This window comes from Nitrogeniibacter aestuarii (genome assembly GCF_017309585.1).
Classification (GTDB): domain Bacteria; phylum Pseudomonadota; class Gammaproteobacteria; order Burkholderiales; family Rhodocyclaceae; genus Nitrogeniibacter; species Nitrogeniibacter aestuarii.
Genome location: NZ_CP071321.1, coordinates 892709 through 919103, shown reverse-complemented (window position 1 = coordinate 919103; position 26395 = coordinate 892709). Strand labels below are relative to the sequence as shown.

General features: G+C 64.6%; 22 protein-coding genes and 1 pseudogene. 4 read left to right on the top strand and 19 right to left on the bottom strand.

Translation table 11 applies throughout. The annotated features are described in order from the left end of the window. Nucleotides 1-281: 281 nt before the first annotated feature. The 15 genes from J0W34_RS04280 to J0W34_RS04210 form a co-directional block, all read right to left on the bottom strand. Nucleotides 282-1274, bottom strand: a complete 993-nt coding sequence (locus J0W34_RS04280) for a tripartite tricarboxylate transporter substrate binding protein (RefSeq protein WP_230970821.1) — start codon at nucleotides 1272-1274, stop codon at nucleotides 282-284. A 296-nt stretch (nucleotides 1275-1570) separates the two neighbouring features. Then, the gene (locus tag J0W34_RS04275; protein ID WP_230970820.1) at nucleotides 1571-1972 is read right to left on the bottom strand and encodes an acyl-CoA thioesterase; all 402 of its coding nucleotides are present in this window, start codon (nucleotides 1970-1972) and stop codon (nucleotides 1571-1573) included. 64 nt (nucleotides 1973-2036) lie between these two features. Further along, the gene (locus J0W34_RS04270) at nucleotides 2037-2480 is read right to left on the bottom strand and encodes a universal stress protein (RefSeq protein ID WP_230970819.1); all 444 of its coding nucleotides are present in this window, start codon (nucleotides 2478-2480) and stop codon (nucleotides 2037-2039) included. Between the two features lie 300 nt (nucleotides 2481-2780). Continuing rightward, nucleotides 2781-3206: a universal stress protein gene (locus J0W34_RS04265; protein WP_230970818.1), complete on the bottom strand. Its 426-nt coding sequence runs from the start codon at nucleotides 3204-3206 to the stop codon at nucleotides 2781-2783. 12 nt (nucleotides 3207-3218) lie between these two features. Then, nucleotides 3219-3956 carry a TerC family protein gene (locus tag J0W34_RS04260; RefSeq protein ID WP_230970817.1) on the bottom strand — a complete coding sequence of 246 codons (738 nt, stop codon included), beginning with the start codon at nucleotides 3954-3956 and terminating at the stop codon, nucleotides 3219-3221. 44 nt (nucleotides 3957-4000) lie between these two features. Then, nucleotides 4001-5512, bottom strand: coding sequence for a tripartite tricarboxylate transporter permease (locus J0W34_RS04255; RefSeq protein ID WP_230970816.1), 1512 nt, complete (start codon nucleotides 5510-5512; stop codon nucleotides 4001-4003). Nucleotides 5513-5524: 12 nt separating this feature from the next. After that, nucleotides 5525-5989: a tripartite tricarboxylate transporter TctB family protein gene (locus J0W34_RS04250; RefSeq protein ID WP_230970815.1), complete on the bottom strand. Its 465-nt coding sequence runs from the start codon at nucleotides 5987-5989 to the stop codon at nucleotides 5525-5527. Between the two features lie 108 nt (nucleotides 5990-6097). Next, the gene (pcaF, locus tag J0W34_RS04245; protein ID WP_230970814.1) at nucleotides 6098-7303 is read right to left on the bottom strand and encodes a 3-oxoadipyl-CoA thiolase; all 1206 of its coding nucleotides are present in this window, start codon (nucleotides 7301-7303) and stop codon (nucleotides 6098-6100) included. Nucleotides 7304-7339: 36 nt separating this feature from the next. Next, complete coding sequence (locus J0W34_RS04240) at nucleotides 7340-8668, bottom strand: MmgE/PrpD family protein (RefSeq protein ID WP_230970813.1); 1329 nt, start codon at nucleotides 8666-8668, stop codon at nucleotides 7340-7342. A 7-nt stretch (nucleotides 8669-8675) separates the two neighbouring features. Continuing rightward, complete coding sequence (locus J0W34_RS04235; RefSeq protein ID WP_230970812.1) at nucleotides 8676-10724, bottom strand: 3-hydroxyacyl-CoA dehydrogenase NAD-binding domain-containing protein; 2049 nt, start codon at nucleotides 10722-10724, stop codon at nucleotides 8676-8678. 1 nt (nucleotide 10725) lies between these two features. Then, nucleotides 10726-11598 carry an alpha/beta fold hydrolase gene (locus J0W34_RS04230; RefSeq protein WP_230970811.1) on the bottom strand — a complete coding sequence of 291 codons (873 nt, stop codon included), beginning with the start codon at nucleotides 11596-11598 and terminating at the stop codon, nucleotides 10726-10728. A 28-nt stretch (nucleotides 11599-11626) separates the two neighbouring features. Then, nucleotides 11627-13711, bottom strand: a complete 2085-nt coding sequence (locus J0W34_RS04225; RefSeq protein ID WP_230970810.1) for an acetate--CoA ligase family protein — start codon at nucleotides 13709-13711, stop codon at nucleotides 11627-11629. 22 nt (nucleotides 13712-13733) lie between these two features. After that, nucleotides 13734-14531, bottom strand: coding sequence for an enoyl-CoA hydratase/isomerase family protein (locus J0W34_RS04220; RefSeq protein ID WP_230970809.1), 798 nt, complete (start codon nucleotides 14529-14531; stop codon nucleotides 13734-13736). Between the two features lie 69 nt (nucleotides 14532-14600). Then, a complete protein-coding gene (locus J0W34_RS04215) occupies nucleotides 14601-15593 on the bottom strand; it encodes a tripartite tricarboxylate transporter substrate binding protein (RefSeq protein WP_230970808.1) in 993 nt (330 codons plus the stop codon). A 341-nt stretch (nucleotides 15594-15934) separates the two neighbouring features. Then, nucleotides 15935-17542, bottom strand: a complete 1608-nt coding sequence (locus J0W34_RS04210) for an MFS transporter (protein WP_230970807.1) — start codon at nucleotides 17540-17542, stop codon at nucleotides 15935-15937. Between the two features lie 157 nt (nucleotides 17543-17699). Between J0W34_RS04210 and J0W34_RS04205 the strand changes: the two genes are divergently transcribed. Beyond that, nucleotides 17700-18491 carry an IclR family transcriptional regulator gene (locus tag J0W34_RS04205; RefSeq protein ID WP_230970806.1) on the top strand — a complete coding sequence of 264 codons (792 nt, stop codon included), beginning with the start codon at nucleotides 17700-17702 and terminating at the stop codon, nucleotides 18489-18491. Nucleotides 18492-18951: 460 nt separating this feature from the next. Here J0W34_RS04205 and J0W34_RS04200 read toward each other — a convergent pair whose 3' ends face one another. Beyond that, complete coding sequence (locus tag J0W34_RS04200; RefSeq protein ID WP_230970805.1) at nucleotides 18952-19401, bottom strand: hypothetical protein; 450 nt, start codon at nucleotides 19399-19401, stop codon at nucleotides 18952-18954. A 129-nt stretch (nucleotides 19402-19530) separates the two neighbouring features. Between J0W34_RS04200 and J0W34_RS04195 the strand changes: the two genes are divergently transcribed. Beyond that, nucleotides 19531-20559 carry an IS110 family RNA-guided transposase gene (locus J0W34_RS04195; protein ID WP_230970804.1) on the top strand — a complete coding sequence of 343 codons (1029 nt, stop codon included), beginning with the start codon at nucleotides 19531-19533 and terminating at the stop codon, nucleotides 20557-20559. A 491-nt stretch (nucleotides 20560-21050) separates the two neighbouring features. Here the strand turns inward: J0W34_RS04195 and J0W34_RS22200 are convergent, their stop codons facing one another. From J0W34_RS22200 to J0W34_RS04185, 3 genes and pseudogenes are all read right to left on the bottom strand, one after another. Further along, a complete protein-coding gene (locus J0W34_RS22200; protein WP_269144636.1) occupies nucleotides 21051-21434 on the bottom strand; it encodes an SOS response-associated peptidase family protein in 384 nt (127 codons plus the stop codon). Between the two features lie 65 nt (nucleotides 21435-21499). Further along, a pseudogene (locus J0W34_RS22195) lies at nucleotides 21500-21703 on the bottom strand (SOS response-associated peptidase); the annotation flags it as partial. A gap of 222 nt (nucleotides 21704-21925) precedes the next feature. Next, the gene (locus tag J0W34_RS04185; RefSeq protein WP_230970803.1) at nucleotides 21926-24067 is read right to left on the bottom strand and encodes a 4Fe-4S binding protein; all 2142 of its coding nucleotides are present in this window, start codon (nucleotides 24065-24067) and stop codon (nucleotides 21926-21928) included. A 253-nt stretch (nucleotides 24068-24320) separates the two neighbouring features. Between J0W34_RS04185 and J0W34_RS04180 the strand changes: the two genes are divergently transcribed. Together J0W34_RS04180 and J0W34_RS04175 are read left to right on the top strand one after the other, a co-directional pair. Then, nucleotides 24321-25736 (top strand): histidine kinase, encoded by a 1416-nt coding sequence (locus J0W34_RS04180; protein WP_230970802.1) that lies wholly within the window; start codon nucleotides 24321-24323, stop codon nucleotides 25734-25736. After that, a complete protein-coding gene (locus J0W34_RS04175) occupies nucleotides 25729-26370 on the top strand; it encodes a response regulator (RefSeq protein WP_230970801.1) in 642 nt (213 codons plus the stop codon). The genes J0W34_RS04180 and J0W34_RS04175 overlap by 8 nt, the downstream gene beginning before the upstream one ends. The last annotated feature ends 25 nt before the right edge of the window (nucleotides 26371-26395 follow it).

The following is a 26395-nucleotide window of genomic DNA, read 5'->3' as shown; positions in this document are numbered from 1 at the left end:
TCGGACGAGGCCGATCGCGGTGGTTCCCAACGATCCGGCCCGACCCGAGTCGTGACGCACGCAGGGCCCGGTATGCGCAGGTCCGCAGGACGAACGCACCCCTCCAGGCCAAACGTGGATTCATCCGGCGCCGTCGGCGCCTTCGATTTTCTGGAACACTTCCGCCCCGAGGGGCCGGCATGGACCGGAGCTGCCTCCGGCCGTCCGGATCGAGACGGACGAACTACGCTGGGAAGGGCAGAGTCACCCGGAGTGAGCGCCCCCGCCCAATGGTGGTTCGCTCAGTTGGTGGTGATGTGGGCGGCCTTGATGACCTTGGCCCAGCGATCGATCTCGCCGCGCACGTACTGGTCGTAGGCCTCCGGCGTACCTGCGTTGATCATCAGGCCCTCCGGCTGCACCCGATTGCGGAACGCCTCACTCTCGGCCGCTTTCTTGGCGGCCGCATTGAGCTTGGCGATCACCTCCGGCGGCGTACCGGCGGGCGCATAGATGCCGTACCAGCTATCGGCGACATAGCCCGGCAAACCGGCCTCGGCGATCGTCGGCAGATCGGGAAGCGCGGGGGAACGCTCAGCCGTGGTCACCGCCAGCGCGCGCAACTTGCCGCTCTCGACAAAGCCGCCCACGGCCGCTGCGGTACCGAACATCATGTCCACCTGGCCGCCAAGCAGATCGGTCAGTGCCGGACCGGCGCCCTTGTAGGGAACGTGGATGATGTCGACCTGGCCAAGGTACTTGAACAACTCCCCGGCCAAATGCGCCGAAGTACCGTTGCCCTGAGAGGCATAGGTGAGCCGCCCGGGGTCGGCCTTGGCCGCTTTCAGGATGTCCTCAACCGATTTGTACGGGCTGTCCGGATGCACCACCAGCACGTTGGGCGAGCGGGCGATCAACATCACCGGCGCGAAATCCGTGTCGGTGTTGTACGGCAGTTTGGCCATCAGGCTGGGATTGACCGCGTGGGCGATGGTCGACACCACCAGCGTGTATCCGTCCGGATCGGCCTTGGCCACCGTGTCGGTGCCGATGATCGTGCTCGCACCCGGCTTGTTCTCGATCACCACCGGCTGCCCCAGATCCTTGGACATCTCGGCACCCAGTGTCCGGGCCACCAGGTCAGTCCCGCCGCCAGGCGAGAACGGCACGACGATCCGGATGGGTTTGTCTGGGAAAGCAGCCTGTGCCGAGGGCATCGTCGCCCCGAAGGCAGTGGCCGCAATGACGGCCAGGCGAAGGCCGCGGTTCAATGTGGAAATAAGCGTTGATCGCATGGTTGTCTCCTGATTCGCGATGGTCTGTAGCCCCGCTGGCTGAATACCGCCACCTGCGGATTCGCTCTTGTTTTGCACGCTCAATGTAGGCCAACACCGTCCCTCGCCGCACCCCACAAATTCCACTCAGTGGAATTTTTTGAAACATACCCCTGTTGATCAGCGCTGGGGGAGCGCTGGCAGCCCCCATGGCGGCGCTGCATCTTCTTGCCTCGGGGCCACCCAGGCTGCGTCAATTCGCCTTGCCATGGAAACGAACAGGCTTGAGCGCGACCGCCTGCCTTCTGCAAACAGCCCTAGGAGACCGGCCCCGAATCCTGATTGATGACACGCGGTCGCCCACCCTGGTCGAGCGCCACGAACACGAAACTGGCGTCCGTCACCATGACCTGCTCCTCCCCATCACGGGAGCGTCGCCACGCCTCGACGTCGATCGTCAGCGAGGTGCGCCCGATCCGGGTGATCCGGGCGTGGAGACTGACTTCGTCCCCGATATAGACCGGCCGCAGGAAGGTAATACGATCGACCGACACGGTCGCGCAACGACCGCGCGCGCGTCTTGCCGCAACGTTGCCAGCGGCCAGATCCATCTGGGCCATGAGCCAGCCGCCGAAAATATCGCCGGCAGGGTTGGCATCGGCCGGCATCGCGATGGTCCGGATCGCCGGTTCGCCTTGGGGTTTCGCGGTCTCATTCATGGGTTGAGCCTCCTGTGTACCGCCCCGCCGGGGCGCCTCGTCCGTCATCTTCCGGACGCCGTCTTCAATGCAGCACCAGCACCGGCAAGCGGGTCTTGGAGATGAGCCCCTTGGCGTGGGAGCCGAACACGAACTCGCCCAGGGCGCCGCGCCCGTGGGTCACGATCACGATCATGTCGCAACCGAGCCGTTTGGCTTCTTCGGCGATCGTGCTGTCGACCATGTAGGCCGTCACCGCGACACCGGAATACTCGACGCCGGCGGCCGTGGCCCGGGCTTCGAACTGCCCGAGCAGCGACTGTGCATGCGCCTCGTTGCCTTTCTGGTGTGCCTCGATACGCTCCGAAAAGGTCTCCGCGTCACGGCTCGTCACCGCCAGCGGAAGATCGGGCTCGACCACCAGCCCGGTGATCCGGGCACCCAGTTGCCTGGCCAGCTCGATGCTGCCATCCATCGCACGGCGGGAAAGCGCCGAGCCGTCGATCGGGACCAACAAATGCTTGTACATAGGACCTCCCATTCAATCCATCAGACGCTCATGGCGATTCGCACGCCCTGCAGGCACGCGCTCCGCCATTCGCCATAACTGCTACTCACCGGGTCATTACAAGCGCCAAACCGCCCCATGGCCCCCGGTAAACTGAACATGCACCGCGCAACCGGGCAGCATCTCCGCCAGAGGTGCGCAGATCGCCGGTGGCGACTGACGCACACCGTTTCGACGGGCACACCCCGCGCGGGCACATGTCTGTCCGGTCGCTTTGCGGCCCATGGTCGCCATGTGGGTCGGCACGCACGGGCGCCTCCCCTACTTCACCAGCGTCACGGGTATGTCGGCGCGCCGGAGGACCTCCTCCGAGATCGAACCGAGCAGGACCTGCATCAAGCCGCTCCGGCCATGCGTGCCCATGACGATCTTGTCGAAGCCTTTCTCCTGCGCGTAGCGCAGAATGGTGTCGGCGACATGGCCGACCGCGATGTGGAACACATAGGGAAAGTCGGCCGCATCGAGCAATGCCCGCGCGCCCTTGAGCGCCTCGAGCCCCTCGTCACGGTAGTAGTCTTGAAGCTCGTCGTGCGCGACGAACATGCGCGCATGGCCAGACTCGATCGGAATCTGGACGTTGAGCAGATGCACCTCGAGGCCGGCGGACTGCTCACGCAACTTGAGCACATGGGCAACGGCTTTCTCGCCGTAGGCCGATCCATCGACCGGCAACAGAATCTTCAGCATGAGTGTGCTCCTTCAGCGGTTTGAGGCGGAATTTTCGCTGGCGGCTAGATCCACCAGCGGCCCTTTTCCGGCGGCCCCCTTGGCGGCCAGTGCCCGACCGACCAGGACGACGAAGAGCGCGCCCACCGCGGCCGTGACATAGTGCAACCAGCTTGGCGCCCCCTCCAGGAGCGGCTGGACCACCACATCGGTGACCAGCATGTTGCCCGCGATCCAGCCCAGCAGGGCAGCCCCGCCAGTGATGACGGCGGGGAAGCGATCCATCAGGCGCAGGACCAGCTTGCTCCCCCAGACGATGATCGGAATGCTCACCACGATGCCGAAGACCACCAGGTTCAGGTCCCCCTTGGCGGCACCGGCCACCGCGATCACGTTGTCCAGACTCATCACCGCGTCGGCCACGATGATGGTCTTGATCGCTCCGAACAGGCTGGTGCTGCCCTGGACGTTCGCATGCTCATCGTCGTCTTCGGGCTGCAGCAACTTGACGCCGATCCACAGCAGCAGCAGCGCACCGACCACCTTCAGGAACGGAAGGGCCAGCAGTTGCAGGGCGAAGAAGATCAGCACCACCCGCAACAGGATCGCCCCCGCCACGCCCCACACGATGCCCTGACTGCGCTGCTTCGGCGGCAGCTTCCGGCACGCCAGGGCAATCACCACCGCGTTGTCACCCCCCAGCAGAATGTCGATGGCAATGATCTGCAGCACCGATATCCAGAACGACGACTCCATCAAAAACTCAGGCATCTCCCTCTCCTTTCATGCTCATCCTCCGGGCTCTCCGGGCGGTTTCACTCATCCTCACAGAAAGCCTCCTCACGTTTCTTGCGAATGGCGGGCGAGATCACCACGATCAGCGCGATCACGGCGATCACAAGCATCGTTCCGCTGATCGGACGCTCGATGAACACCATCGCGTCGCCCCGCGACAACAACAGGGCCCTGCGCAGGTATTCCTCCATCATCGGACCGAGGATGAACCCGAGCATCAAGGGTGCGGGCTCGCAGTCGAGCTTGTGGAACAGGTAGCCGACCAGGCCGAACACCGCCATCAGATAGACATCGAAGGCGCTGTTGGACAGGCTGAACACACCGATCGCGCAGAACACCAGAATGGCCGGGAACAGCAAGTGATAGGGCACCGAAATCATCTTGACCCACAGGCTGATCAGCGGCAGGTTGAGCACCAGCAGCATGCCGTTGCCGATCCACATGGACACGATCAGGCCCCAGAAGAGTTCGGGCTGTTCGGTCATCACCGATGGCCCGGGCTGGATGCCCTGGATCATCATGGCGCCGATCATCAGCGCCATGACCGGATTGGACGGAATGCCCAGCGTCAGCATCGGGATGAACGAGGCCTGTGCGCCGGCATTGTTGGCCGACTCCGGTGCCGCCACGCCTTCGATGGCACCTTTGCCGAAGTTCTCGGAGTTCGGTGAAATCTTCTTTTCAAGGGCGTAGGAGGCGAACGACGAGAGCATCGCGCCGCCACCCGGCAAAATGCCGAGCACCGTCCCCATGCCGGTCCCCCGCAGCACCGGACCAATCATTCGCTTGAAATCCTCGCGGCTGGGCAGCAGGCCGGAGATCTTGCTCGCCGTCACGCTTCGGGTCGTTTCATGCTGCAGGTTGGCAATGATCTCGCCGAGCCCGAACACACCCATGGCCACCACCACGAAGTTGATGCCGTCGGTGAGGTGGGGCGAATCGAAGGAATAGCGCGCCAGACCCGAGTTGACATCGGTACCCACCATGCCGAGCAACAAGCCCAGGAGAATCATCCCCAAGGCGTGGAGCAGTGAACCGCTGGCCAGCACGATCGATGCGACCAGGCCAAGCGTCATCAGCGAGAAGTACTCCGCCGGACCGAACTTCAGCGCGACTTCGGTGAGCGGTGGCGCCGCCAGGGCGATCACGAAGGTGCAGATGGTACCGGCCACGAAAGAGCCGATCGCTGCCACCGCCAGGGCCTTGCCCGCATGCCCCTGGCGTGCCAGCTGATAGCCGTCGATGGCGGTCACCACCGATGAAGACTCGCCGGGCAGGTTCACCAGGATCGCGGTTGTCGACCCGCCATACTGCGCGCCGTAGTAGATCCCCGCGAGCATGATCAGCGCCGAAACCGGTGGCAGACCAAAGGTGAGGGGCAGCAGCATCGCGATGGTGGCCACCGGGCCGAGCCCGGGCAGCACGCCAATGGCGGTGCCGAAGAAAACGCCGATCAGGCAGTAGAGCAGATTCGAGAAGCTGGCAGCCATCTCGAGCCCGAGCCCGAGATTCGAGAAAATATCCATTTCCATTTCCGTTTCTCCTCAAGCACCGAACCAGGTACCGAACAAGGGCAGCGGAATACCGAGCCCCTCGACGAAGACCGCGGCACAGAACGCGATGAGCGCGAACATGGCGAGGGTCGCCTTCCATTCGAAGCGGAACTTGCTACTGGCCGACGCACTGATCAGGATGAGCGCCAGCAGCGCAACAACCAGGCCGGCGGGCTTGAGCAAGTAGGCGAAAGCCACCGTGGCGCCAACGATCAACGCAATGGGCTTCCAGGCAATCGTGCCGATGGCCTCGCCGCGACGCATCAAAGAGCGCCCCAGCGACAGCAGACCGAACACCACAAGCAACCCGCCCAGCACGGTGGGAAAGTAGCCCGGCCCCATGCGGGCGGTTTCGCCCATGCCGTAGTCACGGGCCATCACGACGGCCAGGCCCCCGATCGTCAAATAGAGCAGCCCGGTCCAGAAGTCCTTGGGCCCCTTGATCAATCCGTTCATCTTGTGTCTCCTTCCTTGTCATTTTTCGTCGACCGGCATCCCGAACCGGGCGGGGCGACGTTTTCGATCGTTATGTTCTTGTGACGCAGCCGTATCCGTCCCGCGCCCTCAGACGCGTTCCAGCACGACCGCCACCCCCTGCCCCACACCGATGCACATGGTGCATAGCGCGTAGCGCCCCTTGATTCGATGCAACTGGTTTACTGCCGTGGTCGCCAGCCGTGCGCCTGAAGCCCCCAAGGGATGCCCCAGGGCGATGGCGCCGCCGTTCGGATTGACGCGCGGATCGTCATCCGCCAGCCCCAGGTCGCGCAGCACCGCCAGCCCCTGCGCGGCGAATGCCTCGTTCAGCTCGATCACATCCATCTGCTCGAGCGTCAGACCCGCCAGTGCCAGCACCTTGCGCGTGGCCGGCGCCGGCCCCATGCCCATGATGCGCGGCGGCACCCCGGCGGTGGCCATCGCCACAACGCGGGCACGGGGATTCAAACCGTGGCGCGACGCGCTGCCGGCGTCGGCCAGCAGCAAGGCGCAGGCCCCGTCATTGACGCCGGAGGCGTTGCCGGCGGTCACCGTGCCGTCGGGGCGCACCACGCCCTTAAGACCGGCCAGGGCCTCCAGACTGGTGTCGCGCGGATGCTCGTCGGCATCCACCACCACCGGATCGCCCTTGCGCTGCGGTACGCTCACCGGTGTGATCTCGGCATTGAAGACGCCGCTTCGCTGCGCCGCCAGCGCCTTGTGCTGCGAGGCCAGGGCCATGCGATCCTGCGCGGCGCGGTCGATGCCGAATTCGGTGGCCACGTTCTCGGCCGTCTCGGGCATGGAATCGACGCCGTAGCGCGCCTTCATCAGCGGATTGATGAAGCGCCAGCCGATGGTGGTGTCCTCGATCGAGTTGGCGCGGGTGAAGGCAGATGTCGCCTTGGGCAGCACGAAGGGCGCACGGCTCATGCTCTCCACGCCGCCGGCGATCATCAGAGCCGCCTCGCCGCTCTTGATGGCGCGCGCCGCCGTGCCCAGTGCGTCCAGCCCCGAGCCGCACAGGCGGTTGACCGTCGAACCGGGCACCGTGACCGGCAGGCCCGCGAGCAGCGCGCTCATGCGCGCCACGTTGCGGTTGTCCTCGCCGGCCTGGTTAGCGCAACCGTAGATCACGTCGGTCAGCGCCTCCCAGTCCACCTCCGGGTTGCGCGCCATCAAGGCCTGCAGCGGCACCGCGCCCAGGTCGTCGGCCCGCACGGCGGACAGTGCGCCCCCGTAGCGGCCGAAGGGCGTGCGGATCGCATCGCAGATGAATGCATCGATTGTCATCGTGTTGTCCTCAATTGATCGATCGGTGGCGCCGACTCACCAGTCCAGCGCCGCCAGGGTGTCGAGCACGCGCAAGCGTTCGAGCAAGGCCCGCGCCGCGCCGTCGCCGATCACCGGCATCGCCAGTTCCAGCATCTTGTCGTCGAGTTCGGCATCGCTCAGCGGCGCCTCCGGATCGCCCTTGCGGTTGGGTTGCAGGTAGCTGAAACGCTCGCCGGTATCGGTCTCGAATTCGATGCGCGCGGCGCGCTTGCCCGGAAAGGCGGCATCCAGTTCGGGATCGACCGCCACCTCGATGCGCGCCATTAGCGCGCGGGTGGCGGGGTCGTCGAGGCGGGCCGGCATGTAGGCGGCCAGGCGCACGCTGCCGTGCACCAGCGCCGTGGCCACCACGTACTTGAGGCTGAAGCGTGCCTCGTTGACCGTCGTCGGGTTCTGGTAGCAGGCGATGTCCAGCGCCGGGCGATAGGTGCCGACACGCACGCGCGCGATCCGGTCGGCATGGAGCCCCGTCTCACGCTGCAGCGCCAGGGCGCCGTCGATGGCCGCGAAGGTGTGGCCACAGCCGATGTGGTTCTTGAACGTCAGCCGGGTGACATGAAAATCGTGCCCGAGCGTCGCGCCGACCGCGGACCAGTCCGGTCCATCGCTCATGGCCTGACCGAGGCCGGACTCGCCATCGAGCACGTCGAGCGAACCGGTCACCCCGCGCGCCGCGAGCTGCGCCGACAGCACGCCGCCCTCGGCCGCGCGCCCGGGGTGCAGCGGCTTGGACATGGAGTCCATGCGGAAGGCCTGTTGCAGGCCGGCGGCGAAGGTGGCGGCCGTCGCCAGCGCATGGGCGAAGGCGCGGCTGTCGAGTCCGTACAGGTAGGCGGCGGCCGAGGCGGCGCCGAAGGTCCCCACGGTGCCGGTGCTGTGCCAGTAGGTGTAGTGCGGCCGGCCCATGACCACGCCGATGCGGGTCGAGATCTCGTAACCGAGCACGACCGCGCGCAGAAACTCCAGGCCGCTTGCCTCGGTCTCCTGGGCCACCGCCAGGGCAGTGGCGATGGTCGCAGCGCCCGGGTGATACATGGCGTCGCGGAAGCTGTCGTCCACCTCGGCCGCATGCGCCGCCGCGCCGTTGATCAGTGCCGCCGTACGGGTGGTCGCGCTGCGCCCGAACGCGAGCCGGGCGGCGCCGCGGTCGAGATCGTCAATCAGCGTGGTTTCGAGCAGGCGAACCGGCTCGGTGGCCAAGCCCGGGAACAGCGAGGCATACCAGTCGACCACCGCGCGCTTGGCATGGTGGATCACCTCGTCGCTCAAGGGCGTCGCGCGAAACACGTCGGCGTAGGCGCCGAACACTTCGATGGCAGTCATCTCCGGATCACTCCTCGAACAGGTGGGTCAGATCACCGCGCACAAAGCCGGGACCACTCAGACGGGCCAGTTCGTCCAGGTCCGCCGCGAGCGCTTCGCGCCCGCGCTCACGCGCCCAGAACACCACGCCGCCTTCCCAGCGCGGGAAGCCGTAGCCATTGACCAGGGCCACGTCCACATCACCAGCATGTTGCGCCACGCCCTCGCCCAGCAACAGCGCCGCTTCGTTGGTCATCGCCAGCAGGGCGCGCCGCTGGATCTCCTCGGTGCCCAGTGCGCGCGGCACAACGCCCTTGGCGGCGCGCTCGGCGGCGATGATGTCGTGCACCGCCGGGTCGATCTCGCGGCTCTTGCCCTCGGCCGGATAGCGGTAGTAGCCGGCGCCGGTCTTGCGGCCGAGCCGGCCGGCCTCGCACAGGCGGTCGGGGATGTGGACATAGCGGGCAGCGGGGTCGCGCGTGGCGGCCTGGCTCTGGCGCATCCGCCAGGCGATGTCCAGGCCGGACAGGTCGGCCACCGCGAAGGGCCCCATGGCGAAGCCGAAGGCCTCGAGAGCGGCGTCCACTTCCTCCGGCCAGGCGCCCTCCTCGATCATGAATTCGCACTGGCGGCGATAGGCCGCGTAGATGCGGTTGCCGATGAAGCCGAAGGCGTTGGCCGTCACCACCGGCATCTTGCGCATCCGCTTGGCCACCGCCAGGCCGGTGGCCAGTGCGTCGGGTGCGGTGTCGGCGCCGCGCACCACTTCGACCAGGCGCATCACGTTGGCCGGGCTGAAGAAGTGCAGGCCAACAACGTCCTGCGGCCGGGCGGTGGCGCGGGCGATGGCGTCCAGATCCAGGTAGGAGGTGTTGGTGGCCAGCACCGCACCGGGCCGCGCGAATTCGTCGATCCGGCGGAACACCGACTGTTTGACGCCCAGCTCCTCGAACACCGCCTCGATGACCAGGTCGGCCTGCGACAGCACCGTCCAGTCGAGTCCGGCCTGCAGTCGCGCGCAGCACTCGTCGGCCGCGTCGGGGCGCATCTTGCCGGTCGCGGCGCGGCGCTCGTAGTGATCGTCGACCCGCGCCTTGCCGCGCGCCAGCGCGGCCTCGTCCTGCTCCAGCAGGCTCACCCGGTAGCCGGCGTCCAGCGCGGCAATGGCGATGCCGGTGCCCATGGTGCCGGCACCGATCACCGCGATCCGCTCGACCGGGCGCGCCTCGATGCCCTGCAGGTCGGGCAGCTTGGCCGCCTCGCGCTCGGCAAAGAACTGGTGTCTCAGCGCGCGCGCTTCGCGCGTCAGGCGCAGCTCCTGAAAGACCAGGCGTTCGCGCGCCAGGGCCTGATCGAAAGGCAGTTGCGCCGCCGCCACGATGGCGTCGATTGCTGCCTTCACGGCCGGGCGGTGCTTGCCCTTGCGCAGCGCGCCCTGGCTGGCCGCCGCGATCTCGTCGTCACTGGCGACCGGCACGGCACGTTCGCGCAGGCGTGCCTTGGCATCGACCAGCGATCGGGCATAGGCCACCGCGGCAGCGCGCAGCTCGCCGTCGGCAACGGCATCGACCATGCCCAGGCCGTGGGCCGTGTCGGCCTTCACACGTGTCCCGGCACAGACCAGTTCGATGGCCTTGGGCACGCCGATCAGGCGCGGCAGGCGCTGCGTGCCGCCGGCCCCCGGAATGATGCCCAGCGTAACCTCCGGCAGGCCGACCACGGTGCCCGGCGCGGCGATGCGCGCATCGCAGCCGAGCGCCAGCTCGTAACCGCCCCCCAGGGCCGCCCCGTGCAGGGCGGCCACCACGGGCTTGGGGCAGGCCTCGATGGCGGCGATGACCGTCGGCAACTGCGGTTCGGCCAGCGGCTGACCGAATTCCTTCAGGTCAGACCCGGCGATGAAGGTGGACCCCGCGCCGATGATGACGGCGGCCTTCAGTTGCGTATCCGACCCAACGGCGGCGACGGCCTCGAGCAGCCCTTGGCGGACCTCGGCCGAACCGGCGTTAATCGGGGGGTTATCGATCACGAGCACGGCGACATCGCCGTCCCGCTCCATGCGCACACGCGTGTTCATATCAATTCTCCAGCGCTGCATCGCCCAGCCAGTCGATCAGCAGGCGATTCACAAGATGGGGCTGCTCGTACTGCAGCCAATGGCCCGCGTCCGGCACGATGGCCGTGCGGCAGTTCGGCCGCCCGTTCGCCAGCTGCTCCGCCATCGCGTGCGGCTCGACGGTCACGTCGTGTTCGCCCCAGGCGAGCAAGACCGGCGCCGGACACGCATCGAGCACGTGCGCCAGGCCCCCGGTACGGGAAATTTCCTTGCTGCGAAAACGGGTGCGCAGGCACGCGTCGGTGTGGATCTGCAGCGCCAGGGCATCCACCGCGGTCTCGTCATGCAGCATCTGCAGCCGCAGGTTGTGCCGCATGACGTCCGCCAGCGTCGCCGCGTCGCCTTCGCGCGCGGCATGGCGCCAACTGCGCAGCTCCCCACGCGGTCGGCGCGCACCGCCGTGGCCGGCCGGCGCCAGCAGCGCCAGCCGCCGCACGCCGGTCCAGCGCGTCGCCAGATGCGCCGCGACCAGGCCCCCGAAGGAAAACCCGACCACGTCTACCGCCGGCCCCTCGCCGAAGAGCATCTCCATGCCCTCCGCCAGCGGATCGAGCACGGCGGCCAGATCCTTGCCGACCGGGGCATCCGAATCGCCGTAGCCGGGCAGTTCCGGCACCCACACCTGCGCATGCCCGGCCAACGCCTCGACGTTGTGGACCCAGTGCATCCAGCTGCCGTGACCGCCATGGACCAGCACCAGCGGACGCCCCTGACCCCAGCATCGCCAGACCATGGCGCGCCCGTCGCGGATGACGACGCGGCGCGTCGCGCGCGCATCCACCGCACCCAGGTCGGCGCGGGTCGCTTCGTCAGTGGTCGCGGTCGGTGGCAGCATGATCGACTCTCCGGTGACGGCCCGCGGCTCAGGCGCCCAGAACCACGACGCCATCGGCGGCGCGCACACCCTGCCCTTCGTTGAGCACGAAGACGGGGTTGATCTCGGCCTCGATCAGCCGCTCGCCCATCTGCGCCGCCATGGCGGAGAAGGCCACGATGGCACCGACCAAGGCCTCGACATCGGCTTTCGGGCGACCGCGGAAACCGTCGAGCAAGGGCCAGGTCTTGAGGTCTTTCGCCAGGGCCAGCGCCTCCGCCCGGCTCAGGGCGCCGCCCGGCGGCAGCAGGCGCATGGCGGTATCCTTGAACAACTCGGCCGTCACGCCGCCCATGCCGAGCAGCACCGCCGTGCCCAGCGGGTCGCGATGCATGCCGAGGATCAGCTCGGTGCCGCCGGACACCATTTCCTGCACCAGGAAGCGGGTCGGCACCGTCCCGGTCGCCGCTTCCACCTCGGCCGCCATGCGCTGCAGGCGGGCACCGATGTCCTCGGCAGCCACATTCACGGCCACGCCGCCCACGTCGCTCTTGTGGGTGATCTCGCCCGAGAGAATCTTGAGCACCACCCGGCCGCCCAGCTCGCGTGCCGCCTGTTCGGCCGCTTGTGCCGATTCGACAATGCGCTCGCGCACGCACGGCAGGCCGAAACGCGAGAACAGTTGCTTGGCCTGGGCTTCATCAAGCGAGCCGGCGGGGAAATCGGAGACGTCGACCGGGGCCGGCAGCGCCTCGGCACCCGGCACCTGCCAGGTGGAGGCCTGCAGCATGGATTCCAGCGCCACGGTGCAGCTTTCCGGCGCGGTGAAGGCCGGCACGCCCTGCTGGTTGAGCAGCGCGGCCAGGTCCGGGGCGTGCGGGCTCACGTAAGCGAGCACCGGCTTGTTGCTGTTGGGCAGGCAATCCTTGATCGCACCGACCATCAGCTCGGGCATCGCCAGGCTGGACGAGCCGACAATGATGACAAGTGCATCGTAGCTGGGGCTATCGAGCAAGGTATTGATCGCGCCGCGCAGCAGGTCGGGCTGCAGGCCGGCCAGGGTGACGTCGATGGGGTTGCGGTCGAGCGCGGCATGGTCGCCGGTCTGCAGGGCACGCAAGCGCTCGGCAGTCGCCTCGTCGGGCGCCGGGGTATCGAAGCCCGACACGCCAAGACTGTCGGACACCAGCGTGCCCGCGCCCCCGGTGGAGGTCAGGATGGCCACGCGCCGTCCCTTGAGCACCCGCGCGGTGGACAGCGCCGCGGGGATGTCGAGCAGGTCGCCGAACGTCTGCGCGCGGATGACGCCCACCTGGCGGAACAGCGCGTCGTACATGCGGTCGGCGCCGGCCAGCGCGCCGGTGTGCGACACCGCGGCCTTGGCACCGGCCTCGGAGCGCCCGATCTTGAAGGCCACCACCGGCTTGCCGGCGCGGGCCGCCTTGAGCGCGGCGGCGCGGAATTTCTCCGGATTGCGGATGGTTTCCACGTACAGCGCGATCACGCGGGTGGCCTCGTCGTCGACCAGGTGATCGATGAAGTCCGCCAGCTCGAGATCGACCTCGTTGCTGGTGGAGATGAGCTTGGACAGGCCGATGCCGCGCGCCGCGGCACGCGACAGGAAGGCCCCGAGAATGCCGCCGCTTTGCGACACGACACCAATGGAGCCCACCGGGAAGTGTTCCATTTCAAGCGCCCCGCTGGCCGACAGCGGAATGTTGTCGGTGAGGTTCACCAACCCGATGGTGTTCGGGCCCAGCAGGCGCATGTCGCCGGCCGCCTCGATCAACTCCTTCTGGCGACGGGCGCCCTCGGCGCCGGTTTCCGTGTAGCCGCTGGCCAGCACGATCGCCGCCGCCGCGCCACGCGCAGCCAGGTCGCGCACCGCCAGGTGGGCGCGCTCGGCGCCGAGCAGCACGATGCCCACGTCGGGCACCGCCGGCAGCGAGGCCACGTCCGGATAGCAACGCAGCCCGTCGATGGTTTCGGCGCGCGGATTGACCGGGTAGATGTCGCCGTCGAAGCCGTGCTTGCGCAGGTAGGACACCGGCCGGCCGGCGGTCTTGTTGAGGTCGGCAGACGCGCCGATGACGGCCACGCTGCGGGGCTTGATCAGTTTCGAAATGGCATCCATGGTGCGGTTCCTTGCTTCCGGGTTAGGCTTTCTTGGCGGCGCGCTTGGCGAGAAAATCCATCACGGACTCGCGGTGCTCGGTGCTGGTGTAGCAGATGCCCTGCGCCTGGCTGCCCTGCGCGAACACCTGGCTCGCGGACAGTTCAAAGCTCTGGTTGAGAATGGTCTTGCCCAGCGCCAGCGCGGTGGCCGACCCCCGGCTCAGTTCGGCAGCCCAGGCCTGCGCCTCGGCCACCAGGGTGTCGGTGCCGGCGCGCCGGTCGACGATGCCCAGTTGCTGCGCTTCGTCGATCTCCACCGTGCGCCCGCTGAAGATCAGCTCCTTGGCTTTCGACAGGCCGACGCGGCGCGGCAGGAAATACATGCCGCCACCGTCGGGGATGATCCCGCGCTTGATGTAGGACCAGGTGAAGCTGGCCGCATCGGTGGCGATGATGAAGTCGCAGGCCAGCGCGGTATCGGCACCCAGGCCCGAGGCGGCGCCATTGACGGCGGCGATGGTCGGTTTGGGCAGGGTGTGCAGCAGGGTCTGGGTGTGGTGCACGCGTTGCTGACGGTGCCAGCCGTTGAAGCCCACCTCACCGGCCGGTGCCTGCATGCGCCGCTCCATGCCGGTGATATCTCCGCCGGCGCAGAAGCCTTTGCCGCTGCCGGTGAGCACCAGCGCCCGGATCGCCTTGTCGGCGGCGACCCGCTCAAGCGCATGGATGAACTGGGTGCGCATCTCGTCGCTCATGGCGTTGCGCTTGTCGGGGCGATTCAGCGTGAGCGTGGCGATGCCATCGACAACCTGAAGATCGATGAAAGTTTGCGTATCCAATGGTGTCTTCCTTGAATGTCCGGACGAATTCCGGCACGGACCGATGCGTGTCGGCGTCGGTCCGGCCGCTCAGTTGGTGGTGATGTGGGCGGCCTTGATGACTTTGGCCCAGCGGTCGATCTCGCCGCGTACGTACTGGTCGTAAGCCTCCGGCGTACCGACGCTGATCATCAGGCCTTCGGGCTGGACCCGGCTACGGAAGGCCTCGCTCTGCGCTGCCTTGTTCGCCGCCGCATTGAGCTTGGCGATCACCTCCGGCGGCGTACCCGCCGGGGCGTACATGCCGTACCAGCTGTCCGCCACGAACCCGCTCAGGCCCGCCTCGGCGACGGTCGGCAGTTCGGGGTGCGCCGGCGAACGCTCGGCCGTGGTCACCGCAAGCGCCCGCAGCTTTCCGCTTTCGAGAAAGCCGCCCACGGCGGCGGCCGTGGCGAACATCATGTCCACCTGGCCACCGAGCAGATCCGTCAGCGCCGGGCCGGCGCCCTTGTAGGGCACATGAATCAGATCCACCTTGCCCAGATGCTTGAACAGCTCCCCGGCCAGATGGGCCGAAGTGCCGCTTCCCTGTGAGGCAAACGTCAGCTCGCCGGGCTTGGCGGCGGCGGCCGCAAGGATGTCCTTCACCGACTTGTAGGGGCTGTCCGGCCTCACTACCAGGATGTTGGGCGAGCGCGCGATCAGGATCACGGGCGCAAAGTCCTTGTCGGTGTCGTACGGCAACTTGGCCATCAGGCTCGGATTGACCGCATGCGCCGCGGTGGAAATCACCACCGTGTAGCCGTCGGGATCGGCCTTGGCCACCGTGTCGGTGCCGATGATGGTGCTCGCGCCCGGCTTGTTTTCAATAACGACCGGTTGGCCCAGATCCTTGGAGATCTCGGCACCAAGGGTGCGGGCGACCAGATCGGTGCCTCCGCCGGGTGAGAACGGCACCACGAAGCGGATCGGCTTCTCGGGGAAAGTGTCAGCCTGCGCAGAAGGCAGACTGATGGCGCCCAGCGCGGCGAAGAACGTGAAGGTGAGAGCCCGTGCGAAACGGCGCCCAGAATAGCGTGACATACCATGTCTCCTGATCAAGTTTGATCCGACCGGCGCTCTCCGATGCCCCTTTGGCATCTGGCTTTCGCGCTCTTGTGTCGTGATTCCACTATATGCATCCTCACCCACCGAGACACGCTGCAAATTCCACCTGATGGAAATATCTTGGCACTGCTCAGAGCGCCGGACCGGGCGGGCTGGTCAGCGCAATGAGCGGACACGATGCCGATGGAAGGTTGCGCCGGGGGGATCGGTGTTGGCAGCGGTCAGGAGCGTAAAATCACGGGAGATGATCAGGACAAGTCGTGCGCGTCGGAGAAGGTCCGACGACGAGCGATGACATCGCATCATCAATCGATCTGTCATCCGCGGGGAATACGCTCGGCGATGCAGCGTTTCACCATCGGTGGCGCCTCGCCCTGATGGAACGACAGCTTCTGCTGCTTGAGCGCCATGTGGGTGGCGGTGATGCGTTCATGGCGGCGAAGGTAGTCCGCCCAGGACTCATCCACGAACTGTTCCGAGAAACATCCACGATCGCTCACATCGCGAAACAGGTGCCAGGAGAGCACGCCGTTCTGCAGCCACACGCGACGACTCTCGCGCATGACCCGCACGAAGTCCTCCGCACGCGCCGGATCGATCCGGTATTCCACCGTCACCTGCACCGGTCCGCGTTGAAAATCGATGGGGATGGCCGCCTCTGGCGCCTTCCAGACCGGAGGCGTCAGCGGCCCCTGCTCCGGATCGCCGACAATCGACAGGCGCCGGGTCAGCAACCAGCCGACCAAGGTGGCGCACGCCGCTGCAAGCAAGCCGTGGCGCAAACCGAAGCTGCCCACCACATGCCCCCAGCAGGCGGCCCCCAGGGCGTTCCCGCCCATCATGGCCATCTGGTAGAACGCGATGCCCCGCGCCCGCACCCAGTCGGGCAGCGCAAAATGCGCCGATACATTGAAGGAATTGGCAACGGCGATCCATCCCATGCCCCCCGCGAACAGCGCAGGCAAGGCCAGAACAATGTCCGTTGCCGAGGCCGCTCCGACAACGGCACCGACATGCAGCAGGCAGCCCAGATCCACCATGCGGTCGCGCCCCAGATGGCGCCGGATGCGCGGCAGCAGCAGGGCACCGCAAATGGCACCACCGCCCATCGCCGCCATCAGCAGCGTATAACTCTGCGCGCCACCGCCGTACTGCTGCTTCGCCAGCAGCGGCAACATCGCCAGCAAGGCAATCGACGAAAACGAGAAGACGAACGCCCGACTCAACACGGCGCGCATCCGGGTCGAAGCTCGAACATGCTGCACACCGACGCGAATGGCCCCGAAAAAGCGTTCGCTCGGCAGCGCGGCCACCAGCCGCGGACGCTGCCAACGGAAAATGGCCAGCCCAGCCAGGACGGAAACCACCGCATTGAGCCCGAAGACCGCGACCGGACCGAGCGTTGCGATGAGTACTCCGGCGAGAAGGGGCCCCAGAATGCGCGACATGTTCATGGCCATGCCGCTCAAGGCCGTCGCCACCGGCAACTGTTCGCGCGGCACCAGCTCGGCGATGACTGCCGCAAACACCGGCCAGCGCATCGCCAGGCCCAGTCCGTTGGCGAAGGTCAACGCCAGCAGCACGCCCGGCGACATCACGCCGGACATCATCGCCAAACAGGTCAGGAATGCGACCGACGCCACCCAGAACTGGGTGAACATCAGGTAGCGCCGGCGGTCGACGATGTCCGCAAGGGCCCCGCTGGGCACGCCCAGCAGGAACACCGGCAAGGTCGAAGCGGACTGCACCAGCGCCACCATGAGCGGCGTACCGCTCAGCGCGGTCATCAACCAGGCGGCCGCCACATCATTCATCCACAGGCACAGGTTTGCCGCGAGCCAGACGGCCCAGAGCGTCCGGAACACCGGATTGACCAGCGGAAGAAACGGAGAAGATGACACAGCGTCTGGTTCGATGTTACTCATGCATCGGGCTCGCACACACCGGTGGCGATCACGCGATACGTTCACATCCTGATCGTCCGCGGGAATGGCCCCACCAAACGGGAAGCGTATCTGGCATGCTGTCGAAAATCCTGTCGCATTTCCAACAGGTGAAATCAATAAGAGGAGACGGACGAGCATGCCCTACACACCAACGGCAACGGACGGAGACGCCGACTCAAGAATCCAGAATCGTTCGCTGGAACGCGGCATTGAAATCCTCCGGGCCTTTCGCCCCGGCTCGGATCTGCTCGGCAACGGTGAAATTGCTGAGCGCACCGGCCTGTCCCGGGCGACCGTCAGCCGTTTGACGCAAACCCTCGCCGGCACCGGCGTGCTCGAACACGACCGGCGGGCACGCGCGTACCGGCTCGGCGCACCGGTACTGTCCTTCGCCCTCGCCATGCGCAGCAGCAACCCGATCCTCCAGATCGCCTCACCCATGATGCAACGACTCGCCGAGACCCAACACATCAACGTCGGCCTGGCCACGCCAGATCGGGACGAAATGGTCTATCTCGAATCGATTCGCTACAACCGCAAGGTCACACTTCGCTCGGTCGTCGCCGGCCAGCGAGTACCGATTGAACTGACCTCCCTCGGTCGCGCCTACCTGTCGACACTGACGCCAACAGAACAGACCATGGTCTTGAAGACGATCGATGCCAAACGTACACACGCCTGTTCCGCGGAACTGAAAGCGCAGATCAGCCGTTCCATTGCGGAGGTTCAGGAGCACGGATTCTGCGCCGTTTCATGGCAACCCGAAGTGGTTGCGCTCTCGACACCCTTGGTCCTGGATCGGAGCCCGGCCTACGTACTGAACGTCAGCGTCACCACCAAAACAGCAATAGGTGAGGTTTCTGGTGAACTTGCGCCAGCGCTCATGACGCTCCGCACGAAGATTCTTGAGCATTTCACTGAACAATGAATCACCTGCATCCGCGCATCGTCATGCCCTGAAGCGCCGTTGATCGCTGAGACCCCAAAGGCGTATGCCGGACTTCGGGAGTTTCGTCGAACGTCATTGACGATGACGTAGCTGCAGGAGATCGCCAAAGGACGGCCGCGCAGCTGACGGCGCGTTTTCGAGTGACGCGGCCATTCCCGCAATGGCCATGCCGAAATGATGAACGTCCACTACGAGTCGATAGCGCGTGCTCGAACCGTCTCGTCAGTGGTCATTGAATGCACGGGCGCGCCCGACGGCGAGAGCTCGGTCGGAGCAGCCGCGTGGGCTGCGCGACCAATTGGGCCGCAATAGAAGTTTTTCCTGCCTCTCCGCCTAGACTATCCGCGAACGACCGGTCTCGGTGCGGCGCGCGCGAACTCCCGACCCAAAACAGACGAAGTCCTCAGTAGCACGCCGGGGGCAATGACGGGTACGGCATCTAGATAGTCCAGTGCCTGTTCGTGTCATCGAACGCTTCGATCAATTGCGGCGGTACCAGAAAAACAATGTACGCATCGCCGAATGTTTCGACGATACGAAGTGCTCTGAGCGGCGGGTGCAACAGGTCGGTGATCTGGTGCGAAACGCTATAGATGCGTTTGTCAGTCAATGGAGCCGGCGCCGAGACAAGAACGGCTCGTTCTTGATCTGTAAGACAAGTCAGCTCCTCCAGGACATCTGAAAGAGACGCCTTCCAATCGACAACTGCTGCGTGCTGACCTTCGAGACTCTCAATCAGGAGCCGTTCGCTCTCTTCATCCGACGAGGCTTTCATGCGATCGAGGACTTCGGGATCAACCGCGAACAACTCTGCAGAACCAATCAGGTGAGTTCGATTCCCTTCTGCTGCACGGCCAATCGTGCGTTTCAGCCAGTTGAGAAAAGACATGGATTCTCCAGAGATGCCTAACGAATGAAAGGGACTTCCCCGTCCCGGGTGTGCGGGCGAAGCCGCGCTCGGCATCGGGTGCCATGATGGAAATAGCGGTTCTCATCAATCACGCAGGAGGGGAAGTCCATGACCATTATTGTCCTTGGGATCGATCTGGCCAAGAGCGTATTCGCTGTGCATGGGATCGGTCAATCCGGCAAGCCCGAACTGGTGCGCCCTCGGGTAGCGCGTGAGCAACTGCTTGAGCTGGTTGCTTCGCTGCCGCCGTGCCTGATCGGCATGGAAGCGTGCTCGGGTGCGCATCACTGGGCCCGGCAGTTCCAGGCCCTGGGTCATACCGTGCGGCTCATGGCGCCCAAGTTCGTCGCCCCTTACCGGCTCAGCGGCCGACGCGGCAAGAACGATGCGGCCGACGCGGCGGCCATCTGCGAAGCGGTGCAACGGCCCAACATGCGCTTCGTGCCCATCAAGAGCGAACAGCAGCAAAGCGTGCTTTGCCTGCATCGCACCCGCCAGGGTTTTGTGACCGAGCGCACCGCCACCTACAACCGTATCCGCGGCCTGATCAGCGAATTCGGGATCGTGCTGCCACTGAAGGTCGAACGGCTCCGAGTGCAGATCCGGGCTCATCTGGATCAACTCCCCCCGTGGGCGCTTCGCTGTGTCACCGATCTGCTCGAACACGCCACCGAGCTGGAGCGACGCATCGAGGAATACGACCACATCCTCAAGCAGATGGCTCGGGAGGATGGACAAGCCCGTGCCCTGATGCGTCTGCCCGGCATCGGCCCGGCCACCGCCAGCGCGCTGGTGGCCAGCGTCGGCAACGGACACGACTTCAGCAACGGCCGCCAGGTGGCCGCGTGGCTCGGGCTGGTGCCCGGCCAATACAGCAGCGGTGGAAAGACACGACTGGGGCGCATCACCAAGGCGGGAGACGCCTATCTCAGATCGCTGCTGCTGATGGGCGCCCGGGCGATCTTGTCCGGGCTGGGCGAGAAGCAGGATCGGTTCAGTCGCTGGGCTCGATCGCTGGTCGAAAGACGCGGCTACTGGAAAGCGGCCGTGGCAATCGCAGCGAAGAACGCGCGTCTGGCCTGGGCGGTATTGCACTACGGTGATCAGTTCCGGCTTAAGGCCGATCCGGTCGAATGATCTAGAACAGGAAATGAATTCTGGCAGGACAACACAGCGTTGATGTGAAGCGGTTTGGACCCGCGTGGGGCGTACCTGATTAACTCCAGGGGTGGCAACACCGAGCCCGGCTAACGAATGAGGCCCCCACGCGCGTCTTTCATCAGGGTCCGGGCCATTGATGCCCAACATGACCGGTTGTAGTACCGCAGTCCTTCAGCTTCTTCGACACGTCGTGTTGCCAGCACCAGGAGAATCAAATGATTTGAATCGATGCTTGCGATTCGGGGGGAAGCCCTTGTAGCTGGCGTTCTGCGAGCGGCAAAAGTGCAGCTTGTGTTGGGCGCAATATCCAAAGGACATTGCGCCAAGAAGCTCCTGACCGCTCCTGACCGAAAGTGCGAGTTCGGCGCGTATCGTAAGCGGTCATTGAACGCTGAGGCCCTCTCTACGGTAAGACCTTGGCCGAAGCTGCCGGCTGCGTGGCAACAGCGAGTCAATGCGTATGGCACCTACTTTGCTGCAACAGCGTCAATGACTTCAAGCGATGGGGCGCATACTAAGTTTGCAGCCGCCTCAACCGAACCGAGTAGCCAGGTATCAACATCAGCGAACTCGATGGCCACCACGCTGCGCTTGTCCTGTTGATCGGGTGGAAACTTCGGGTCGGGCTTGTGCATGCGAGACATTAGCGGATGTCTGTCAGCGTTGATCGTCAGCATCGTGTAGCTCTCGACGACCTCCCCGGTCTCTTTGTCGGTCCATGTATTCCATAGCCCAGCCAGTCCCCAGGGATTTCCATCCGCGCGCCGGAATGTCCACCACACATTGCGCCCGCTCTCCCAGCACGGTTCATCGAAGGACCACGCGGGGATGATGCAACGCTTGCCCCGCAACCATGATGTTTGTACGACGCCTTTGCCTCGATGCCTTCGAAACGGGCGTTATTGGTCGAATAACGGAGTTTGGTCGATTCAGCGAACCACGGGACCAGGCCCCACTGGCCGACAACCAGCTCCGGCCCTCTTTCCACGGATGCGCGCATAAACGGTCCTTGCGCACGCGGGAAGATCGCAGGCTGCCACCACGGGAGAGAGTTGCGCCGACCAATTTCCCAGAACCGTTCGATTTCTGCTTCTTCCGGGGATACGTAGCGATTGCACATAAGTGAAGTCTAGACGCTCTGAATGGCTCGTGGCACCGCAGGAATATTGCTCATTGGACAACGAGCATTTCTCGGCCGAAGCCGCCCACTAGACAGATACGCGCGAGCGTCTGCTTTATCGACGAGTCCCGTCATACGCGTCAACTGGGTATGCAGCGTCCATTCCTCGCGGCGCTGCCGAACACCATTGGTCAGCTGAGAATTCTTGCTAAGTCGCCCCTCTTAACGTTCACTGAGAACGACCCCCTTCTTCTTAAACAGGATCAAGGGCACGCAACGGCCTTCATCGTGATAGATCCCGACGCAGTCCAGACACTGGAAACAGTTGTCGTACCGGATCAGCCCGGTCTCTTCAATCGCGCCGTAATGACAGGCTGATGTGCAACGCTGGCAAGGTTTTCCACATTCCTTCCGTCGGGCGAGCCAGTCCAGACGCCTGAGGCGCCCACCGATCGACATGGCTGCGCCAAGCGGGCAAATGAATCGGCAGAAGAACTTGTAGTAGATCGCCCCGGCCACAAGCAAGCCAACGGCGTATGCAACGTACGGCCAGCCACGATCGAACGCGACCGTGATCGAGGTCTTGAACGGCTCGACCTCATTGAGCTTCTCCCCAAGCGACGGAAAGAATAGCGCGGCTCCGATCAGCATTGCGAGGACGCCGTATCGGAGTCTTTCCATCCGGCGCGTCGTCACGCCAGAGAGCTTGAGCTGCGGCAGACGCAGGCGCTGAGCGATCTTGCCGACAAACTCCTGCAGCGCACCGAACGGACACAGCCAGCCACAGAATGTCCCTCGGCCCCAGATGAAGAAGGTCACCAGCGTGAACACCAGAAGCACCAGGCACACCGGGTCATACAGATAGTTGTAGAGACTGTTCCCGCTCAGAAGACTCTTGATGGCAGCCGTGACGTGCACGACGGACAGTTGCCCCTGGGCGTACCAGCCGATAAAGCACAATGTGTACGCGAGAAAGCCCATGCGAAACCAGGCAAGGCGTGCAGGTCTGACCGAAATCCATCGGGGCCTGGACAGGAAGATGACCAGCACTAGCAGCGAAACACCGACGATGATCAAATCGATCTTACGGTCGAACCATGCAAGCGCCAGTTCCGACATGGGCGCTTCGGGTCGGATGAACAGATCTTCTGGCGGTTGGTATTCCAGGCTCAGTTGCTGATGGAAGAATTCCGGCAGCACGGAGCCTTTTGAACGCGTGATCGTCAGGACAAAGCTGACCGGGCTGGCAGGATCGATCCCTGAATCCTCCCGAACGCCGAAGATGCGTGATTCGTCCAGCGAAATCGCTGCATCGACCGGTATCGATTCATAGACTTGATCTCGAAAGTCTGCGAAGCCACCGAACTGCGACAGGGACAGGAACGGAGACTGTGTGCCGGGCGTAAAGTCCGCGTCGATCAGGCGAAACCGGCCCGAAGCACCGACCCACCACAGCTGCTGATCGTCGAAGTTGCGCGACATCACCCGCTCGTACTGATCTTTCCCGAGGAGTGCCACGCCAATGGTCGGCGCGTTCAGATAGGCCACGTACAGATCGACATAGGCCGCATCGGGCGCTGTCAGTGCCTCCGGGTCTTGATCGGAACCGTCTGTGCCCTCGAATAGCGCCTCGACCTCCCGGTTGAGAACACGAAAGTGTTTCACCATCCCCTGCGCGACCAATTCGTCGAAATCGAGTGAATGCAGGACTTCCTGAATCGGTTGCGCAGGTGGCCTGGATTCAGCTTGAGCCGAGAAGCCCAACCGGGCCCTCGCCACGGCAAGCGCTGAAGTCAGCACCGTCTGATTCACGATCCGCACGGATGTGGTCGCCTTGGCGATGCCGTCGAGCGTGGCGTGCCCAACGCTTGCCGAGCTGATGCTACCCGTCTTGTTTCGCGCCGCATCCAGGGCAATCACGAAGGGTTGATTCAGGCTCTTGCCAGCGTACTGGCCAATGAACTCACGCAGTGGCGTATCGCCCAGGCCCCCGAGGTCACGAAACGTGAAGACCGGCTCCCGCTGCTGGAGCACCTCGACGTCCATGAACACGCCGTTTCGATCAATCGCGATCAGAAAGTTCATGGGGGAGCCCTCGAACCCGGGCAGCGGTGCGATGTCGGCCGATTCAAAAACATACGCGACCGGGCCCACCTCCTTTTCCAGAGAGCTGGTCACCGGCCATGCCGGCACGTCCGACAGCATCTCCTGAACCTCGTACGGCGCACCGAACCGACGCTGAATGTCTTCCTTGCTCAACACCCCTGCGATTGCGCCCCCAGGCCACCCCGAGACAAGCACCAGCATGAGTCCAGCAAACATCGCCAACGCAGCAGGCATCGAGCGCGTGAATAGCAAGCGCATGGCTTTCCCCGACAAAGTTTCTCGAGACGCCATTGATTCACGTCGGGGCAGCGCCGCCCATAGGAAAACTTCCCGGAGTTGGCTGGGGCCTTGGACGCGCAAGACAACCGGTGGGGATTGCCCAATAAGACGCAGGAAATTTGCCCAACGGAACTGTCCCGGACTCTCGTAGGCTTCGCCAATAGCACGCAGTCACGACGTTTCATCAGTGGCACCTGCCTGCGCCCCGATCAACGAGCAGCACCTACCAAGAGTGAGTCCGGCCATCGACCATTCCGACGCCTCGCGGCCACCCAGTGACACTCGCGCAGTCGACCTCAAAGCGCTTCTTCTTTTGCGTGTCACCCTGTTCGCCCTCGTGGTGTCCGCGGTGTCGGCAATCGCCGTCTTCCATGTGGCGAAGACACGGATCAGCGAACACATCGTCGAGGCGGGTGGCGCACTGGTGGATCTGGTGAGCAAGGAAGCGACCCGTCCTCAGGGCTCCTTCCAGTTCAGCCTGGACAGGATCGACGGTCTGGACCTGAGCTCCATCGCCAGTATTGCCTCCATCCTCGGCGCCTGTGTCGAGGTCAAGGACATCTACAATCATCCGGTCGTGAAACGATGTTTTGGTGACCCGGGCGGAGCCCCCGGATTTGTCGAATGGATGCTCTCGCGTTTCGTTGGCGACGGGTCTCGATACACGGACGTGATCGAAGGCGGGCCTGGCGTGGTCATTGGAGAACTCGTGGTGACACCCGACTTCGAGCATGAAGCGATGGCCGTGTGGGACCAGCTGAAGATCGTGGGTGGCGCCACAATGAGCATCCTGGTGCTCAATTTCATCATCTACCGTCCGGTGCGTCGGGCCCTTCGGCCGACCGATCACATCATCGATACCATGCGCCAGCTTGAGTCCGGCGACCTTCGGGCAAGAATGCCGCGGCCGCGCTTGCGGGAACTGCGCGATATCGCGATCGGTTTCGATCACCTGGCGGATCGCCTCCAGCAGACCCTCGACGAGCGACAAGGAATTGCTCAACGTCTCATCACGGTGCGTGAGGAAGAGCGCCGCCATCTTTCTCGAGAACTGCACGATGAATTCGGTCAATTGCTCACGTCGGTCACCGCGGACGCCGCGTTTCTCTCGGGAAAACTCAAGGGCAGTCGGGACGACTTGCTGCCGGCCCTTGCGTCCATCCGGGCGGTGGCCACCCAGATGATGGAGAGCCTTCAGGGCATCCTGGCGCAACTGAGACCCCAGGGGCTGGACGAGTTCGGACTGGAGGCAGGCGTAGTCCACTTGATTGACGGCTGGCGGGGCAGAACAACCGGCTGCGAAATCGAGCTGATGATCGAGGGCGAATTCGATGACCTGCCCGACGATCTGACCGTCAGCCTGTATCGCATTGTTCAGGAAGCCTTGACCAACGCGATTCGCCACGGCTCACCAGAGCACATCGAGGTGCAACTGGTTCGAAACGAGACGAACATCTCGGTGGCCGTGAACGACGATGGTTCAGGGGTGGGCGCCGCGTCCCGGCGAGGCGGCTTCGGTTTGCTGGGCATGGAGGAACGCGTCGCCGCGCTGGGCGGAACGCTGCGGATGCAGGCGCGAACGCCACAAGGCGTCGGCGTCAAAGCCATCTTCGAGACTGACGTTTCAGGCGGGATGACACATGAATGAGCGGCTTAGACTCTTGCTGGTCGATGACCACGCAGTGGTGCGCAACGGTTATCGGCGCCTGCTGGAGTCCCAGGATGATCTGATCGTGGTCGGCGAGGCGGCCTGCGCGCGTGAGGCCCTGGATCGGCAACGCGAATGCTTGCCTGACGTGATTGTGCTTGACATCGGTTTGCCCGACATCGGCGGAGTCGAACTCATCGGTCGGTTTGTTCAAAGGGATCCGAGCTGCCGGATACTCATTTTCAGCATGCATCGTGACCCCATCTTCGTCACCCAGTCCCTGCGCGCCGGTGCCATCGGATACGTGACGAAAAGCAGCCAGCCAGAAGTGATGATCGACGCCATTTACCGGGTCGCTGCCAGGCAACAGGTCATCAGCCCGGACATTTCCTCCGACCTGGCGCTGTCACTCGTGAACGGGTCGCACGGCCCGGTGGAAACCTTGTCCCCCCGTGAGTTCGAGATTCTGCAAATGCTGCTGGACGGATGCGACTCAAACGAAATCGCCAGCCGACTCTCGATCTCCAACAAAACGGTTCAGAACTATCACTACCAGATCAAATTGAAACTGGGCGTCAGGAACGACATCGAAATGATGAAGGCAGCGATCACCCACGGGCTCTTCAAGCCTTGATGGCCGTTGCCAATCCAGCGCAACG